The sequence below is a fragment of the Streptomyces sp. NPDC058671 genome (assembly GCF_042716475.1).
GTDB lineage: Bacteria > Actinomycetota > Actinomycetes > Streptomycetales > Streptomycetaceae > Streptomyces.
In genome coordinates this window covers 61,501-79,048 of record NZ_JBHXSA010000005.1, presented here as the reverse complement: position 1 = coordinate 79,048, position 17,548 = coordinate 61,501, and the positions used below count along the sequence as shown (strand labels likewise).

The following is a 17,548-nucleotide window of genomic DNA, read 5'->3' as shown; positions in this document are numbered from 1 at the left end:
ACTGATGTGACAGTATCAGTACATGATGACGTCAGTCGACACTGAGTTGATGCGAGTGCTGGGCGATCCCCTGCGCCTGCGGATCGTGACCCTGCTCGCCCGCGAGACGCTCTGCACCACCCACCTCGTCGAGGAGACCGGTGCCAAGCAGACCAACCTCTCCAACCACCTGAGAGTGCTGCGCGAGGCCGGGGTCGTCGAGACCGAACCGTGCGGGCGCTTCACGTACTACAAGCTCCGCCCGGACGTCATCGCCGCGCTTGCCGGCCAGTTCGCCGATCTGGCCGAGTCCGCCCGTACCGCTGCCGAGAACAAGAGGGCCTGTCCGTGACCCCCACCCAAGCGCCCGCCCCGGCCGAGGAGCCCTCGGTCGTCGCGAAGCTGTCGACGCTTGACCGATTTCTCGCCGTCTGGATCCTCCTGGCCATGGGTCTCGGCCTGGGTCTGGGCCGGCTGATCCCCGGGCTGAACGACACGCTCGCCAAGGTCGAGATCGGCGGCATCTCGCTCCCGATCGCCGTCGGCCTGCTGATCATGATGTATCCGGTGCTGGCCAAGGTCCGGTACGACAAGCTGGACGCCGTCACCGGCGACCGCAGGCTGATGATCTCCTCCCTGGTCATCAACTGGATCCTCGGTCCGGCGCTCATGTTCGCCCTGGCCTGGATCTTCCTCCCCGACCTGCCCGAGTACCGCACCGGCCTGATCATCGTCGGCCTCGCCCGCTGCATCGCCATGGTGATCATCTGGAACGACCTCGCCTGCGGCGACCGCGAAGCCGCCGCCGTCCTGGTCGCCCTGAACTCGGTCTTCCAGGTCATCGCCTTCGGCGTGCTCGGCTGGTTCTACCTCGACCTGCTGCCCGGCTGGCTGGGCCTCGGCGAGGGTGAGCACCTCGACATCTCGATGGGGAAGATCGCGCTGAACGTCGTCATCTTCCTCGGTGTCCCGCTGGTAGCCGGCTTCCTCACCCGCCGTATCGGCGAGAAGAAGATGGGCCGCGAGTCGTACGAGGCGACGTTCCTGCCGAAGATCGGCCCCTGGGCCCTCTACGGCCTGCTCTTCACGATCGTCATTCTCTTCGCCCTCCAGGGGAGGACCATCACCTCGCAACCGCTGGACGTCGTGCGGATCGCGCTCCCGCTGCTCGTGTACTTCGCGGTGATGTGGTTCGGCACCTTCCTGCTCGGCAAGGCGATCGGCCTGAACTACGACCGCACGGCCACCCTCGCCTTCACGGCCGCCGGCAACAACTTCGAGCTCGCCATCGCCGTCGCCATCGCCACCTTCGGCGTGACCTCCGGCCAGGCGCTCTCCGGTGTCGTCGGCCCGCTGATCGAGGTACCGGTCCTCGTCGCGCTGGTCTACGTGTCGCTGGCCTGGCGCAAGAAGTTCGCCGCGGCCAGGCAGTAAACCAGCACGTGACGCACGGCGGCCCAGCCCCCCGACGGGGCGGGGCCGCCGTTCCGAGAAGAGAAGGGAGAGCCGGGCCATGCACAGGCCACTCGACGTCGTCGTCATCGGCGGCGGCCAGGCCGGACTCGCGGCCGCCTACCACCTGCGCCGCCTCGGCCTGGAGTTCGTCGTCCTCGACGCCCAGGCCGTGCCCGGCGGGGCCTGGCAGCACGCCTGGGACTCCCTGCACCTCTTCTCCCCGGCCGCGTACTCCTCGCTGCCGGGCCGGCTGATGCCGCCGCAGCCGGGGCAGACGTACCCGGACGCGGCGCACGTCGTCGCCTACCTCGCCGCCTACGAGCAGCGGTACGAACTCCCCGTCATCCGCCCCGTACGGGTCGAGGCGGTCCGCCCCGACGGCGAGTTCCTGCGGGTGGAGGGGGACGCCGGTACGTGGCGGGGTCGTACGGTCATCAGCGCGACCGGCACCTGGTGGCGTCCGTTCGTGCCCGCCGTCCCCGGCCGTACGGAGTTCGAGGGCGCTCAGCTCCACACGGTGCAGTACCGCAGCCCCGCCGACGTCGCCGGACGGAAGGTCCTGGTCGTCGGCGGCGGGAACTCCGGCGCGCAGATCGCCGCCGACCTCGCCCACGCCACCGACCTCACCTGGGTCACCCGGCGCCCGGCCCGCTTCCTCGCCGACGACATCGACGGGCGCGCCCTCTTCGACCACGCCACGGCCCGCCGCCGCGCCCTCGACGAGGGCCGTACCGACACCGGGGGCGTCGCCTCGCTCGGTGACATCGTCGCCGTGCCCCCCGTGCGCGAAGCCCGCGACGCCGGACTCCTCAAGGCGCAGCCGATGTTCCGCCGCCTCACCCGTACCGGCGTCGAGTGGGCCGACGGCACCCGCGCCGACGCGGACGCGATCGTCTGGTGCACAGGCTTCCGCCCCGCGCTCTCGCACCTCGCGCCGCTCGGCCTGCGGGGCCCGCGCGGCCACATCCCCACCGCGGGCACCCAGGCGCTCGGGGAACCCCGGCTCCACCTCCTCGGCTACGGCGACTGGACCGGCCCCGCCTCGGCCACCCTCATCGGGGTCGGCCGCCCCGCCCGCGACGCCGCCCGGGCCATCGTGGAGCTCCTCGGCCCGCGCTGACGCACCGTGGCCTCCGCCGGCGGGACGGGGGAGCGGCGTCGGCCGCGAAGGCCGATCGCCTCCGCGGAGCCGGCCCGGTCAGCCGACGAGGGGGCTGCGGCGCTCGACGAGAACGGTGTCCCTCCAGCGGCCGTGGTGGCGGCCGATGCGTTCGCGGGTGCCGATGACCCGGAAACCGGCGCGCCCGTGGATGGCCAGGCTGGCGGTGTTCTCGGGGAAGATGCCCGCCTGGATGGTCCAGATCCCGGCCGCCTCGGTGGATTCGACCAGAGTCCTGAGGAGCGCGGTGGCGATGCCCCGGCCCCGGGCGGCGGGGTGGACGTAGACCGAATGCTCGACCACGCCCGCGTACGCGCGGCGGTCGGACACCTTGGCGGTCGCCACCCAGCCCAGCACCCGCCCGTCGTCGTCGAGGGCGACGAAGCGGTGCTCGCGCATCCTGGCGGCGTCGAACTGCTCCCAGGTGGGGGCGGTGGTCTCGAAGGTGGCGTCGCCCTCGTCGATTCCGGCCTGGTAGATCGCGACGACCTCGTCGGCGTGCTCGGTGGTGAGCGGTGTGATGTTCACGGTTGTCCCAAGATCGGCTGCCGGGTCGGCGAGGGCCCTGAACATCACGGCCATCCTCTCCACGACAGCGAGTTCGACAGATGTCTATGTTGACATCTGTCGATGCAGGTGACAAGCTCCAGACATCGAGGACATCGATAAGTATCGAAACAGAGGAGGTCTCGCCGTGATCACCGACATGCGCTCCCCCCGCGCCGAGGCCCACCGCCCCGCGTTGAGGAGAACACCCGCCATGTCCGAGCAGCAGCTTCCCGTCGTCGTCATCGGTGCCGGCCCGGCCGGTCTCGCCGCCGCCGCCCACCTCGTCGAGCGCGGCCTCGATCCGCTCGTCCTGGAGGCGGGCTCCGCCGCCGGCAGCGCTGTCCGCGAGTGGGGGCACGTGCGGCTCTTCTCCACCTGGTCCGAGGTCGTCGACCCGGCCGCCGAGAAGCTCCTCGCGCCCACCGGCTGGGTGAAGCCCGACGCAGCCACCTACCCGTCCGGCGCGGACTGGGCGGAGCGGTACCTGCAGCCGCTCGCCGACGTCCTCGGCGACAAGGTCCGCTACGGCGCCACCGTCACCGGAGTCTCCCGCGTCGGCCGCGACCGGATCGTCGACGCCGACCGCGAGGCCCAGCCCTTCACCGTGCGGATCCAGCTCGCCGACGCCTCCGAGCAGCGGGTCCTCGCCCACGCGGTCATCGACGCCTCCGGCACCTGGGCCACCCCGAGCCCGATCGGCGGCGACGGCCTCCCCGCCCTCGGCGAGAAGGCGGCGTCGGACCGGATCTCGTACCGCATCCCCGACCTCGACAACCCCGCCGCACGCGCTCGTTACGCCGGCAAGCGCACCGCCGTCATCGGCTCCGGTGCCTCCGCGTTCACCGCCCTCGCCACGCTCGCCGCCCTCTCCACGTCCGACGACGGCGCCGGCACCCACGCCGTCTGGGTCCTGCGCCGGGGCATCTCCGGCTCCACCTTCGGCGGCGGCACCGCCGACCAGCTCCCCGCCCGCGGCGCCCTCGGTCTCGCCGCCAAGGCCGCCGTCGACAACGGCCACGCGGACGCCGTCACCGGCTTCCGTACGGACGCGATCGAGCGCGACGGCGAGCAGCTCGTCCTCGTCGGTGACGACGGCCGACGCCTCGACCCGGTCGACGAGGTCATCGTCCTCACCGGTCTGCGCCCCGACCTGTCCTTCCTCTCCGAACTCCGCCTCGGCCTGGACGAGCGCCTCCAGGCCCCGGTCGAGCTGGCCCCGCTGATCGACCCCAACCAGCACTCCTGCGGCACCGTCTACCCCCACGGGGTCAACGAGCTCTCCCACCCGGAGAAGGACGTCTACCTCGTCGGCATGAAGTCCTACGGCCGCGCCCCCACGTTCCTGGCCATGACCGGATACGAGCAGGTCCGCTCCATCGCCGCCGCCCTCGCCGGGGACCGGGAGGCCGCCGAACGCGTCGAACTCACCCTTCCCGAGACGGGCGTCTGCGGCGGCGCGGGCCTCTTCGACGAGCCCCAGGCGACCCCGACCGACGGCGGCGGCTGCTGCGCCGCCCCCACCACTCTCACCATCGGTGTCGGAGCCCCCGCCTCTTCCGGAGGCTGCTGACCACCGTGCCCGACACCCGGGCCGACGCGGCCGCGACCGGAACGGGGGACCGGTCGCGGCCACGCGGCGCACTCTGCGCCAGCCGGATCACCAGCTGGGGAAGCGTCAGCGGTCGGCGGAGCCGTGGCGGACGACGCAGGAGCGGTTGTTCTCCCAGCCCCAGCCGTCGCCGTCGGGGTCGGTGGCGCTGCCCTGGGCGCAGTACCGGTAGCCGTTGGGCGCCGTGTCGGCGGGGCCGCCGCGGACGACGCAGGAGCGGTTGTTCTCCCAGCCCCAGCCGTCGCCGTCGGGGTCGGTGGTGGTGCCCCGGGCGCAGTACGGGTAGCCGTTCCGGGCGATGTCGTCCACCGGTCCGCCGCCGTAGACGGTGGCCTTCTTCGAGGTGGCGGAGATGCCGTTCGCGCCGTGGAGGAGACGGTTGCCCCACGGGGTCAGGGAGGCGGGGTCGAAGCCGTTGACCATGTCGAGGTACTCGACCCCGCCGCCGTTGCCGCTCCACGACCAGCCGAGGTAGCCGATCCGGAGGGACTGGGCCGTCGCCATGATGGCGTTCTCGTCGGGGTTGCCGTCACTGTGTGCGTCGCCGAACTCGCCGATCACGAGGGGGAGTCGGTTGCTGACGAAGTGGTTCAGGTAGCTCTGCACCTCGGCGGCGGTGTCGTAGACGCCGTACATGTGGACCGAGAAGATCGTGTTGCGGTCGGGGTCGGCGGCGAAGACCGAAGCGGCGTTGTCCCGCATGACATGGGCCCAGTCCTGGCCCCAGGCGGGGGCGTCCACCATGAGGGCGTGGCGGAGGCCGGCGCCGCGCAGCTTGCCGATCGCGCTCTTCGTCGCGTTGGTCCACGCGCCCTGGTCGTTGTTGCCGAACGGCTCGTTGCCGATGTTGACGACGACGTAGTCCTCCTGGCCCACCAGTGCGCTCTTGAGGCTGATCCAGTAGTCGGCGGCCCGGTCCAGGGAGGCCGCGGCGGGCTCTTCGCCGTAGCCGGTCGTGTCGTGCGTCTCGAGCACGCAGATCAGCTTGCTCGTCCTGCACCGGTCGATCAGGGAGGACACCTGGTCCGTGGTCGTCCTGGTCCACCGGTCGCCGCTGCTGAGGACGATCCGGACGGTGTTGGCGCCCTTGGCGGCGATGTCGGCGATCGAGCCGGCCCGCTCCGGGTACCAGGCGTGCGCGTGGTTGACGCCACGCATCACGAACTCGTTCCCGTTGGCCTCGTACAGACGCCCGTTGTCGACGCGGAGGCCGGTGGGGGCTGCCTCGGCCTCACCGACGGGTCCGAGAACGGGCAGCAGCAGGCCGGCTGCTCCGGCGATCGCGGCGCCGAGAGCGGTCAGCCAGGTTCTGCGCGATGGCTTCTTCATGTGTCTCCTCAGGGGGATGCTTCTTCGTCGGGACCGCGTCACCGAGCTATGGCAACGTTGTCATCCCGTGGCGCGTCGGCCGCTCGGTCGTATGGCTCGGGATTCTTGACCGGCCGACGAGATCGGGCCGGCGGTCTTCACCATGAGGCACTCCCCGTTCCCCCGAAGTCAATAGGCGGGAAAGCGGCGCTTCGCTTCGGTGGACAAAAGGAGGCGTCGACAAAGCTAAATTCCCACTGAACAAGGGATTCTTGTCCGTGGGGGTTGCTCCGCGGCTCCCCGGGTTTTACGGTCCTTCGTGTTCCGCCCGTCGACAGCGAGAGCCCGTCGGTGAATCGGGTGGCATTCGGGAATTTCCGGCGGCTTCCCGGATCAGGCTCGCTCATGTCGCGGCCGACCAGAGGGACTTGTCCCTTCGTGGCGCGGTGGAATCCGAGAACCGCCACCATCGCTCGGCTGGTTGAGCGCGGTCTGCCGGAACGGCGGACGGGGTGTCGCCCACCGGCCCTCGCGTCCCGCCGGGCCGCCCGGGCGGAGTACCCCCGGCGGTGCGGGCGGGCGGGTAGGGTCGACCACCGGCGACGGACCAGCACAGACAGGGGTGGCGCGTGAAGCGGCCGACCATGGCGGACATCGCACGCCGCGCAGGCGTGTCCAAGGTGGCGGTCTCGTACGCGTTGAACGACCAGCCGGGGGTCTCCGACGCCACCCGCGCGTCGATCAAGAGCATCGCCGAGGAGTTGGGGTGGCGCCCCAGCAGCGCCGCCCGCGCGCTCACCGGAGGGCGGGCGCAGGCGGTGGGGCTCGCCCTGTGCCGGCCCGCCCGGATGCTCGGCGTGGAGCCGTTCTTCATGGAGTTCATCAGCGGTGTGGAGGCGGCCCTCTCGGAGCGTTCGTACGCGTTGATGCTGCAGATGGTGGGGGACCAGGAGCAGGAGATCGAGGTCTGCCGGCGCTGGTGGGGCGAGCGACGGATCGACGGGGTCTTCCTCATGGACCTCCAGGCCGCGGACGCGCGGGTGCCCGCCGTCGAGGCCCTCGGTCTTCCCGCGGTGGTCGTCGGGCCGCCCGACGCCTCCGGTTCGCTGCCCGCGATCTGGTCGGACGACGGCGAGAGCATCCACGAGATCGTGCGCTATCTCGCGGTGCTCGGCCACCGCCACATCGCCCGGGTGGCCGGCCCGGCGGAGCTGACCCACACGGCGGTCCGTGACCGGGCGCTGAGCGCCGCGTGCCAGGAGGCCGGGATCCCCGAGGCCGCCGTGGTCCACACCGACTACACCGGCGACGCCGGGGCCCGGGCCGCCCGCTCGCTCCTGATCGCCCGGGAACGGCCGACGGCCATCGTCTTCGACAACGACATCATGGCCGTGGCCGCGCTCTCCGTGGCGCAGGAGCTGAACCTCTCGATCCCGCGCGACCTGTCGATCGTCGCCTGGGACGAGTCCCCCCTGACCCAGGTGGTCCGTCCCGTGCTGTCGGCGGTGACGCGGGACATCCCGGCGTACGGGGCTCGTGCGGCGAACGCGCTGCTCGCGCTGATCGCGGGCGAGGCGGTCCACGACATCCGCGACGGGTACGCCCGCTTCGTTCCCCGGGGCAGTACCTGTCCGCCGTCGGACGGACGACCGGAATCCTCCTGATCGCAGGGCGGCCGCCATGGGGCGGGCGACCGGAGTCCTCCTGACCCCCGGCCGTCCGCCGCGTCCGGGGCCGCCCGCCTCCACGCTCCGCCTCCGCCCTACTTGGTGGCGCCCTGGGAGAAGCCGTTGTAGATCCAGCGCTGGAGCAGCAGGAAGATGACCAGGGTCGGCACGATGACGAGGATCGCCCCGGCCGAGATGGCCTCCCAGTGCGCGCCGAACGGGCCCTTGAAGCGGAAGAGCGCCGTGGAGATCGTCCCGAGGTCCTCGGAGTGCATGTAGAGGAAGGGGATGTAGAAGTCGTTGTAGGTGGTGATCCCCTTGATGATGACCACGGTGGCGACGGCCGGCTTCAGGAGCGGGAAGATGATCTTGCGGTAGATGGTGAAGGCGTTCGCGCCGTCGAGCCGGGCCGCCTCGTCGAGTGAGACGGGAATGCCTCGGATGAACTGCAGGAAGATGTAGACGGACACGATGTCGGTGCCCATGTAGAGCAGGATCGGGGCCCAGCGGGTGTCGACGAGGCCGAAGCCGCTGATGACCTGGAAGGTCGCGACCTGCGTGGTGACGCTGGGCACGAGGGTGGCGATCAGGAACAGCGCCATGACCGGCTTCTTCGCCCGGAAGTCGAAGCGGTCCACGGCGTAGGCGGTCATCGAGCCGATGACCACGGTGCCGCTGATGGAGAAGAAGAGGATGAACGCGGTGTTCCCGAAGGCCATGAGCATGTTGCCGTCGGTGAACGCCGTCACGTAGTTGTCGAAGTTCAGCCAGTTCCCCGGCAGGGAGAGCGCGCCCCCCGCACCGACCTCCCGGGAGGTCTTGAGCGACGTGAGGAAGACGACGGCGAGCGGCAGCAGGACCACCGCCGTGGCGGCGATCAGCGACAGATAGGTCAGCAGGGTCCCGATGGGGAGGCGGCGGCGTCGGGACGTGCGGGCGGAAGGCGGGACCGCGAGGCGTCGGTCGGCGCGGGCGGAGGGCGGGACCGCGAGGGGGCCGGGGGAGGTCATACGAGGTCCACCTTGTCGTCGGGCACGAGCCGGCGCTGGATCCACGTGACCAGCAGGATGATCAGGAGCAGCACCACGGCCGCCGCCGACGCGAGGCCGGTCTTGTTGAACTGGAACGCGAGCTTGATCGTCTGGATGACGAAGGTCTGGGTGCCGGTCGCGCCGCCGGTCATGATGTAGGGGATCTCGAAGACGGACAAGGAGCCGGAGATCGCCAGGATGACGCTGAGGCTGATGACGGGCTTGATGCTGGGCGCGATGATGTGGCGGAACTGCTTCCACCTGCCGGCGCCGTCCAGTTCGGCGGCCTCGTACAGCTCGCCGGGGATGGACTGGATGGCGCCGAGGAAGAGGACGAAGTTCAGTCCGGTGAAGCGCCAGACCGACACCCCGGCCAGGGAGATGTTCGCGGAGGTGGGGTCGCCGAGCCAGGGGTGGTCGGTGGTCACGCCGAGCCACGCCAGCACGGAGTCGAGGGTGCCGCCGTCCTGGAAGAAGTACAGGAAGACGAAGCCGATCGCGACGCCGTTGATGAGGTAGGGGAAGAAGAGGATCCCCTTGAAGAAGTTGCGGAACCGGAGGTCGAAGCTCAGGATCACCGCGAAGTAGAGGGCGACGGCGATCTGGACCACGGACGCGGCCAGGTAGTAGCCGCTGACGAAGAAGACCCTGAAGAGCTCGGGGCGGGTGAATATCTGTACGTAGTTGTCGAAGCCGACGTTCTCCCGGTCGGGGCTCACCCCGTCCCAGTCGGTGAAGCTGTAGGAGATCATGCTCGCCACGGGGACGTAGGTGAACGTGATCAGGAACGCCAGCGGGACCGCCAGGAAGAGCCAGGGCGTGATCCGGCGGAGCGGCGAGCGCCGCCAGGAACGGGGCTGTCCGCTCCCGGCGGTGGGGCGGCGCCGGGGAGCCGGCCGGCCCCCCGGTTTCCCTCCGCGCGACGCGTGCCCCGTGTCGTCCGTGTCCGTGGCGGATCGCCGCGGCACGGCGGCGCCCCCGGGAGCGGTGTGGGTTGTCTCGGTCATGTCGGCCTTTCGTGTCCGCGACTGCGGAAGGTCCAGGGGCCCCGGCCGGCGTCGGTCCGGCCGGGGCCCGCTCCGCCGTCGGATCAGGAACCGGCGATCTCCGCCGCCTCGTTCCACCTCTTGTCGAGGTCGGCGAAGAAGTCCTCCAGGCTGCCCTTCGCGGCTCCCCGCGCGGTGTCCACGAGCTTCTGGCGGTAGTCCTGCTTGGTCAGGCCGATCTCGGCCGCCTCGTCTATGTCGTTGACCGCGGCGGTCCTGGCCTCGGAGCGGTCGACGAACGTGACATCGTTGTCAACGAAGTCCTTGAGGGTCGCGGGCATGGGCGCGGCCTTGACCGCGGAGACGACGCCCTCCCTCTCCGAGTAGCCGGACTTCTCGGTGAACCAGTCGATCCAGGCGCGCGCGGCGGGCTTGTTCTCGGAGTGGACGCTGACGGCCTGCTGGTAGTCGGACGTCACCGTCGCGCAGAAGGTGCCGTTCTTCTGGGTGGGGAACGGCATGAAGCCGATGTCCTCGGCCTTGAGGCCCGCGTCGGTCGCCGCGCCCTGCATCTGGGTGATCGACCAGGAGCCCAGCATCATCGTCGCGATCCTGCCCTCGGCGAGCAGGGCCTTGGACGTCTCCCAGTTGGTGGTGGTGGGGTCCTTCTCCGCGAGCCCCTGCCGGACGATGTCGTGCAGCAGCGTGTCGATCGTCCGCAGCTCGCCGCCCGCCTTCCAGGGGGACACCGGACCCGCCAGCGCGTTGCCCGCCTGCGAGTCGCAGCTGACGGCACCGATGTTGGCGCTCCACTGGACGAGCGGCCAGCCGTCCTTGAAGTTGGTGTAGTACGGGGTGGCGCCCGTCCTGTCCTTGATCGCCTTCAGGCCGGCCAGGAACTCCTGCGGGGTCTTCGGCCAGGCGGTTATCCCCGCCTTCCTCCACACGGCCTTGTTGTAGACGAAGCCGTTGGCGGTGCCGAACTGGGCGATGCCGTACGACTTCCCCCCGACCTCGGTCTTGTCGGCGAAGCGGTACTTCGCCCCCAGCTCCTTGGCGGAACCGAGCGGGGCGAAGAACTTCGGGTAGTCGTTCTTCGCCACGGCCCCCGGGATGCCCAGCACGTCACCGTAGGACTTCGCGTTCAGCCGGATCCTCACCTCCCCCTCGTAGTCGGTGATGCCGTCGAAGCTCACCTCGACCTTGGGGTAGACCTTGTTGAACTCGGCCGCGTACTTCTTCATCACCCCGTTCTGGACGAGGTCGGTCCGGTGCGTGAGGACCTTGATCTCGCCCGAGACCTCCTTCGGGTCGGACGGGGCGGCGGCCGTCTCGCCGGTGACGGCGCTCCCTCCTCCGCCGCACCCGGCCACGGTCACCATCGTGGCTGTCAGCAGCACGCCCGTGAGCGCCATCGACTTCTTGCCCATTGCCCAACTCCTTCAGGGTTACGGCTCAGGTCTTACCGGTGGGATGTCGGCACTATGTCAGCCGAACGTGAACCGGTAAAGTGTTGATTTCCCGCGTGATACGCAATCGTTACCGCCGTGACGCGTAGGTGCCGGTATCTCCGGCAGGCTCCTCACTCGCAGTCACTCTTCCCCTGGGCCCAGCTACTTCACCGGTTCATGGACAGCCGCAGGGAACGGCGGTTAGTTTGTCGCCCCACACCCGCGTCCACCCCACGACGAGAACACCGTCAGGCGATTGGAGCCGCACACCATGAAGGACGTCACCCAGCTGCACGACGGCTGGAAGCTGCGCCACGAGGACGCACTGCTTCCGGCCACCGTCCCCGGCTGCGTCCACACCGATCTGCTCGACGCCGGGGTGATACCCGACCCGTTCATCGGCCGGAACGAGACCGAGATCGCGTGGGTGGGCCGACGGGCCTGGTCCTACGCCACGGAACTGGCCCATGACAGCGGCCACGAGCGCACCGACCTCGTCTTCGACGGGCTCGACACCGCCGCCGAGGTCCTCCTCGCCGGCCGGTCCCTCGGCACGACCCGCAACATGCACCGCGCCCACCGCTTCGACGTCACCGGCCGCACCGGCCCGCTGGAGGTGCGCTTCACCTCCGCGTACGAGGAGGCCGACCGCGTCCGCGCCCTGACCGGGGACCGCCCGAACGTCTACCCGGAGCCCTTCCAGTACATCCGCAAGATGGCCTGCTCCTTCGGCTGGGACTGGGGCCCCACGGTCGTCACGGCCGGCATGTGGCGGCCGGTGCGCCTGGAGCACTGGTCGACCGCCCGACTCGCCGAGGTCCGGCCCCTGGTCACGGTCGACGACGCAGCCGGACGGGTCGAGCTACGGGTCCGGACCGAGCGCGCCGGGAGCGGCGCGGGCCGCCCGCTGCGGCTGCGCGCCACCGTCGCGGACGCCGTCGCCGAGACGGTCTTCGAGGGCGACGAGGCCGTCCTGGTCCTCCGGGTCCCCGAGCCCGAGCTGTGGTGGCCGCGCGGCCACGGCGAACAGCCGCTGTACGGGCTGGACGTGGCGCTCCTGGACGAGGAGGGCGACCCGCTCGACACCTGGCGGCGGCGGATCGGCTTCCGTACCGTCGAGGTCGACCGCTCCCCGGACGGCCACGGCACCGGTTTCACCTTCGTGGTCAACGGCGTGCGGATCTTCGCGCGCGGGGTCAACTGGATCCCCGACGACGTCCTGCCGTCCCGCGTGACACCGGAGCGGTACCGGACCCGGCTCGCGCAGACGGCCGGGGCGAACGTGGACCTGGTCCGGATCTGGGGCGGCGGGATCTACGAGGACGACGCGTTCTACGACGTGTGCGACGAACTCGGGCTCATGGTCTGGCAGGACTTCCTCTTCGCCTGCGCCGCCTACCCCGAGGAGCAGCCCCTTCGCGGAGAGGTGGAGGCCGAGGCGCGCGACAACGTTGTCCGCCTGATGCCCCACCCGAGCCTGGTGCTGTGGAACGGAAACAACGAGAACCTCTGGGGATTCCGCGACTGGGAGTGGGAACAGCCGCTGGCCGGAGACTCCTGGGGCGAGGGGTACTACCTCGGCGTGCTGCCCCGGATCGTCGCCGAACTGGACCCGACCCGCCCGTACACGGCGGGCAGCCCCTGGTCCGGGTCCTGGGACCACCACCCCAACGACCCCGCCCACGGCACCCACCACTCCTGGGAGGTGTGGAACCGCCAGGACTACGCCGAGTACCGGGCGGACGTGCCCCGCTTCTGCTCCGAGTTCGGCTGGCAGGCCCCGCCCGCCCTCGCCACCCTGCGTCGCGCCCTGCCCGGCGAGGAACTCGCCCCCGACTCTCCCGGCATGCTGCACCACCAGAAGGCCGAGGACGGCAACGGCAAGCTGAACCGGGGCATCGCACGCCACTTCGCCCTGCCGGAGGGGGACTTCGACCGCTGGCACTTTCTGGCACAGGTCGTGCAGGCACGGGCCGTGACCGCCGGAATCGAGCACTGGCGGGCCAACTGGCCGGTGTGCGCGGGCACGGTGGTGTGGCAGATCAACGACTGCTGGCCGGTCAGCTCCTGGGCCGCGATCGACGGTGACGGCCGGCTGAAGCCGCTCTACCACGAGCTGCGGAGGGTGTACGCGGACCGGCTTCTCACCCTCGTGCCCACCGAGGACGGACCGGTGCTCGCGGTCGACAACCAGTCCGGCTCCCCGTGGCGCACGGCGGTCACGCTGCGCCGGATCGGCGCGGACGGCACCGTCCTGCGCGAAGCCGTCGTCGAGGTGGAGGCCGCCGCGCGTTCGGTCGCCCGGCCGGTCCTGCCGGGCGGGCTCCTGCCCGCACCCGGATCGGTGAAGGAGTTCCTCGTCGCCGACGCCGACGGACTGCGGGCGGTCCACTTCCCCGTACCCGACAAGGAGTTCGCCTACCCGTCCCCGGAGTACGACGTCCGCGTCGAGGCGCACGCCGGAGGCGGGGCGGCGCAGGTGGTGGTCACCGCCCGGACCCTGGTGCGGGACCTGCTCCTGCAGCCCGACCGGCTCTCGCCGCGGGCCCACGCGGACCGCGGTCTGCTGACGCTGCTCCCCGGTGAGGAGGCACGGATCACGGTCACCGGATGGCCCGTCGCCGGTGAGGTCGACGAGGTCGACGTCTCCGCCGTACGGGACGCGCTGTTCAGCGTGGGAGCCGCGTGAACGTCCCCGCCGCCCGCGTCACGATCAACGACGTCGCCGCGCGGGCCGGGGTGTCCAAGGGCGCCGTCTCCATGGCCTTCAACAACCGTCCCGGAGTGTCCCAGGCGACACGCAAGCGGATCTTCGAGGTCGCCGAGGAACTCGGCTGGGCGCCGCACCAGACCGCGCGGAGCCTCTCCGGCCGGCGGTCGGGCATCGTGGGCCTCGCGCTCTGCCGCCCGGCGCGGGTCCTCGGACTCGAACCGTTCTACATGGAGTTCATCTCCGGCATCGAGGACGTCCTGTCCGCACGCTCGTGCTCGCTGCTGCTGCGGCTGGTGCGGGACCTGGAGGAGGAGATCACGCTGTACGAGGAGTGGTGGCGCAGCCGGACCGTCGGCGGGGCCATCCTGGTCGACTTCCACCACGACGACCCGCGGGTGGGGCCGCTACGGGCACTGGGCATGCCCGCCGTGGCCGTCGGCCATCCGTCGCTGACCGGCGGGTTCCCCTCGGTCTGGACGGACGACGCGTCGGCGGCGGCGGAGGCCGTGCGCTACCTCGCCGCGCTCGGCCACCGGCGCATCGCGCGCGTCGGCGGCCCGGCGGGCCTCGGCCACAGCGGGATCCGAGCCGCGGCCTTCGAGGCCACGATGGCCGAACTCGGCCTGGACGGACGCCTGCAGATGTCGACCGGCTTCGTCGGGGAGGAGGGGGCGCGGGCGACCAGGAGCCTGCTGCTCGGCCCCGACCGTCCGACGGCGATCGTGTACGACAACGACATCATGGCCGTGGCGGGGGCGGCCGTGGCCGCCGAGATGGGGCTCTCCGTGCCCGACGACGTGTCCCTGCTGGCCTGGGACGACTCCCAGTTGTGCCGACTGACCCACCCGGCGCTCTCGGCCATGAGCCATGACGTGCACCAGTTCGGCGAGGAGGTCGCGCGCTCCCTGTTCGGTGTCATCGAGGGCACGTACAGGGGTGACCACCAGGTCCCGACGCCGGCGCTGACGCCGCGCGGTTCCACCGGGCCGCCCCGGCGCACGTAGCCACCGTGGGTCGGACGAGGAGGGGCCGCACCGCTACGGAGGTGCGGCCCCTCCTCGTCCGTCCGCCCACGGGGAGTATGCGCGACCGGCCCGCCGGGCGGGCGCTGTCCCGGTCCTCTCAGCGCTCCGCGGGCGCGAGTCCCCGTCGGCGCAGCCACCGCAGGTGCTCGACGGCCGTCGCCCCCCTTCCGCCCGCGTGATCGGCGAAGTGCCATTCCCTGATGTCCTTCTCGCCCGCGTAGTTCCGGTAGGCGGCGAGGACGGTCGACGGCGGGCAGACGGGATCCATCAATCCGGCGCTGAACAGGGCGGGAGCCGTGGCCCGCCGCGCGAAGTGCACGCCGTCGAAGTGGGCGAGGGTCGTGAAGACCCGCTCCGCCGCGTGCGGGGCGTGCCGGCGCAGATAGTCGACGAGCTCGGTGTACGGCCCCTCGGTCGCGGTCTCGGCTCCCCGGCGGATGTGGCACAGGAACGGCACGTCGGGGAGGGCGCCGGCGATGTCGTCACCGGCCAGGCCTGCCACGGCGAGGGCGAGACCGCCGCCCTGGCTCGCGCCCTGGACGACGATCCGGTCCGGGTCCACGTGGGGGACGGAGCGCGCGGCGTCGACGGCGAGGACGCAGTCGGTGACGAGGCGCCGGTAGTAGTGGGCGTGCGGGTCCTCGATGCCCCGCGTCATGTAGCCGTGCACCCAGTGGGTGCCCGTGTCCGGGTGGGGGTCCGGGGTGTCATGGCCCTGGCCACGGCTGTCGACGACGAGGTGGGCGTAGCCGGCGGACGCGTACAGGAGGTGGTCGGTCACCAGGCCGCGCCCGCCGCTGTATCCGAGGTAGGTGATCACCGTCGGCAGCGGCTCCTCGGCCTCCGACGGCACGACGAGCCAGGCGGCGACCGGGTGGCCGCCCCAGCCGGAGAGCCGCACGTCATAGGCGTCGACGGTGGTCAGGAGGGAGTCCCGCACGGGCTGGAGTTCCGGGGCACGTCCGGCCGCGCGGGCCGTCCGCAGGGTCTCGGACCAGAAGGCGTCGAAGCCGTCCGGCTCCACCGGGGGCTCGTCCCGCGTGGCCGGGTGGTCGGGGGGCAGATCGGCGTACGGCATCGGAAGGGTCTCTCCTGGGGACGGGGCCGGCCGTCGTACGACGGCCGGCTCAGCGGGCCGTGGTGGCACGGGCATCATCGGTCGCGCGCACTCTTTCCCACGCGCCGAGGAGATAGGCCGGACGGAACCGGTGAAGTTCAGTGAGGGGCCCGGGGCTTCGTGTCCGCGTCGAGCTGCCGCCGACGAACTTCCGGTGTTCCCACGGTGCCCCGGAAGACCGTGCCCGTGCCGGTGAGCGCGACCTCGGCGGCGGCGGGGACGTACACGGAACGGCCGGGCCCGATGCGTACGGCGCCGGCCGTCGAGGTCACGGCGGCCTCGCCGTCGACGCACAGGAGGATCTGGGGAGGGCCGGGTGCGAGGCGTCTCGCCGGCCCGTCCGCTCGCAGCCGGAACCGCGAGAGCCGGAAGTCGTCGACGGGAGCGGCATACACCTCCTCCCCTTCCTCCCCCCGGGGGGTCAGGACGCGCGTCGGCGCCGCCGTGAAGCGGACCACCTTCAGGAGTTCGGCCACGTCGACGTGCTTGGACGTCAGGCCGCACCGCAGGACGTTGTCGGAGCTCGCCATGATCTCCACCCCGAGACCGGAGAGGTACGCGTGCGGGACCCCCGCCGCGAGGAAGAGCCCTTCACCCGGCGCCAGTTCGACACGGCGCAGCATCAGGGCGGCGAGCAGCCCCGGATCCCCCGGATGCGCGCGGGCGACCGTCGCGTAGGCGGCGAAGTCCTCCCGGTGGGGGCCCGCCAGGACGGCCGCCGCCTCGACGGCCTCCGCGACGGATGTGACGAGGCCCGCGGGCGGTCGGAGGAAGGCGGTGAAGACCTCGGCGAGGGCTCCGGTCTCGGGGAGCGCCCCGGTCCCGGCGAGCGCCCTTGGCTCGGGGAGGGCTCCGGTGTCGGGGAGGGCTCCTGTCCTGGTGGGCGGCTCTGCCTCGCTGGGCGCCCCGGTTTCGCGGAGGGGCCCCGCCTCCGCGAGCGTCTTTTCCTCCGGGAGGGCGCGCAGCGACTCGGCGTACGGGCGCAGGGCGGGGACGGCGAGGGCGTCGAGCAGGTCGGCGCACTCGCGGGGGGCCCGGAAGCCGCACAGGCCCCGGAAGCGGCTGAGGGCGACGATCATCTCGGGCTTGTGGTGGGCGTCCCGGTAGGTGCGGTGCGGGGCGTCCGTCGGTATGCCGAGGGCGTTTTCGCGCGCGAAACCGGCCCGCGCCTGCGCGAGGTCGGGGTGCACCTGGACGGAGAGCGGGGCGTCGGCGGCCAGCAGTTTGAGCAGGAACGGAAGCCGGGGGCCGAACCGGCGCAGGGTGGCCGCCCCCAGCTCCGCGAGCGGGTCCGCCGCGATGACCTGGTCCAGGGGGAGCGTGCGGTGGTCGCGCCGGACCCGGGACGGCGCGGCGGGATGGGCTCCCATCCACAGCTCGGCCTGGGGAGCACCGCTGGGCTCGGTGCCCAGGAGGCGCGGCAGGGCGGTGACGGAGCCCCAGTCGTAGGACTGGACGGTGTTGAGGAGGAGGTCCACGGGTTCTTCCTGAGGGCGGGA

14 protein-coding genes are annotated in these 17,548 nt (G+C 71.5%); 7 read left to right on the top strand and 7 right to left on the bottom strand.

Features of this window, described 5'->3' with window-relative positions; genetic code table 11:
- Positions 1–22: 22 nt before the first annotated feature.
- The 3 genes from ACFWV2_RS08170 (at position 23) to ACFWV2_RS08160 (ending at position 2,554) form a co-directional block, all read left to right on the top strand.
- Positions 23–331: an ArsR/SmtB family transcription factor gene (locus ACFWV2_RS08170; RefSeq protein WP_384403498.1), complete on the top strand. Its 309-nt coding sequence runs from the start codon at positions 23–25 to the stop codon at positions 329–331.
- Positions 328–1,413, top strand: coding sequence for an ACR3 family arsenite efflux transporter (gene arsB / locus ACFWV2_RS08165; RefSeq protein WP_384403495.1), 1,086 nt, complete (start codon positions 328–330; stop codon positions 1,411–1,413). Before ACFWV2_RS08170 ends, arsB begins: the two co-directional genes overlap by 4 nt.
- A gap of 79 nt (positions 1,414–1,492) precedes the next feature.
- Complete coding sequence (locus tag ACFWV2_RS08160; RefSeq protein WP_384403492.1) at positions 1,493–2,554, top strand: ArsO family NAD(P)H-dependent flavin-containing monooxygenase; 1,062 nt, start codon at positions 1,493–1,495, stop codon at positions 2,552–2,554.
- Positions 2,555–2,632: 78 nt separating this feature from the next.
- Here the strand turns inward: ACFWV2_RS08160 and ACFWV2_RS08155 are convergent, their stop codons facing one another.
- Positions 2,633–3,166: a GNAT family N-acetyltransferase gene (locus ACFWV2_RS08155; protein WP_384404004.1), complete on the bottom strand. Its 534-nt coding sequence runs from the start codon at positions 3,164–3,166 to the stop codon at positions 2,633–2,635.
- A gap of 187 nt (positions 3,167–3,353) precedes the next feature.
- Between ACFWV2_RS08155 and ACFWV2_RS08150 the strand changes: the two genes are divergently transcribed.
- The gene (locus ACFWV2_RS08150; RefSeq protein WP_384404001.1) at positions 3,354–4,712 is read left to right on the top strand and encodes an FAD-dependent oxidoreductase; all 1,359 of its coding nucleotides are present in this window, start codon (positions 3,354–3,356) and stop codon (positions 4,710–4,712) included.
- A gap of 105 nt (positions 4,713–4,817) precedes the next feature.
- On the opposite strand, the gene ACFWV2_RS08145 is transcribed toward ACFWV2_RS08150, so the two are convergent.
- Positions 4,818–6,080, bottom strand: a complete 1,263-nt coding sequence (locus ACFWV2_RS08145) for a cellulase family glycosylhydrolase (RefSeq protein ID WP_384403489.1) — start codon at positions 6,078–6,080, stop codon at positions 4,818–4,820.
- A 608-nt stretch (positions 6,081–6,688) separates the two neighbouring features.
- Between ACFWV2_RS08145 and ACFWV2_RS08140 the strand changes: the two genes are divergently transcribed.
- Positions 6,689–7,723, top strand: coding sequence for a LacI family DNA-binding transcriptional regulator (locus ACFWV2_RS08140; RefSeq protein WP_384403486.1), 1,035 nt, complete (start codon positions 6,689–6,691; stop codon positions 7,721–7,723).
- A 98-nt stretch (positions 7,724–7,821) separates the two neighbouring features.
- On the opposite strand, the gene ACFWV2_RS08135 is transcribed toward ACFWV2_RS08140, so the two are convergent.
- The 3 genes from ACFWV2_RS08135 to ACFWV2_RS08125 form a co-directional block, all read right to left on the bottom strand.
- Positions 7,822–8,736 (bottom strand): carbohydrate ABC transporter permease, encoded by a 915-nt coding sequence (locus ACFWV2_RS08135; protein WP_384403483.1) that lies wholly within the window; start codon positions 8,734–8,736, stop codon positions 7,822–7,824.
- A complete protein-coding gene (locus tag ACFWV2_RS08130; RefSeq protein WP_384403480.1) occupies positions 8,733–9,764 on the bottom strand; it encodes a carbohydrate ABC transporter permease in 1,032 nt (343 codons plus the stop codon). Before ACFWV2_RS08130 ends, ACFWV2_RS08135 begins: the two co-directional genes overlap by 4 nt.
- An 83-nt stretch (positions 9,765–9,847) precedes the next feature.
- A complete protein-coding gene (locus tag ACFWV2_RS08125; protein WP_384403477.1) occupies positions 9,848–11,173 on the bottom strand; it encodes an ABC transporter substrate-binding protein in 1,326 nt (441 codons plus the stop codon).
- 292 nt (positions 11,174–11,465) lie between these two features.
- Between ACFWV2_RS08125 and ACFWV2_RS08120 the strand changes: the two genes are divergently transcribed.
- Both ACFWV2_RS08120 and ACFWV2_RS08115 read left to right on the top strand, forming a co-directional pair.
- Positions 11,466–13,883, top strand: coding sequence for a glycoside hydrolase family 2 protein (locus tag ACFWV2_RS08120; RefSeq protein ID WP_384403999.1), 2,418 nt, complete (start codon positions 11,466–11,468; stop codon positions 13,881–13,883).
- Entirely contained in the window at positions 13,880–14,911 is a 1,032-nt protein-coding gene (locus ACFWV2_RS08115; RefSeq protein WP_384403474.1) for a LacI family DNA-binding transcriptional regulator, read from the top strand. The genes ACFWV2_RS08120 and ACFWV2_RS08115 overlap by 4 nt, the downstream gene beginning before the upstream one ends.
- 118 nt (positions 14,912–15,029) lie before the next feature.
- Here the strand turns inward: ACFWV2_RS08115 and ACFWV2_RS08110 are convergent, their stop codons facing one another.
- The gene (locus ACFWV2_RS08110; RefSeq protein ID WP_384403471.1) at positions 15,030–16,010 is read right to left on the bottom strand and encodes an acetylxylan esterase; all 981 of its coding nucleotides are present in this window, start codon (positions 16,008–16,010) and stop codon (positions 15,030–15,032) included.
- Between the two features lie 137 nt (positions 16,011–16,147).
- Positions 16,148–17,527, bottom strand: coding sequence for a mannose-6-phosphate isomerase, class I (gene manA / locus ACFWV2_RS08105; RefSeq protein ID WP_384403468.1), 1,380 nt, complete (start codon positions 17,525–17,527; stop codon positions 16,148–16,150).
- Positions 17,528–17,548: the final 21 nt, after the last annotated feature.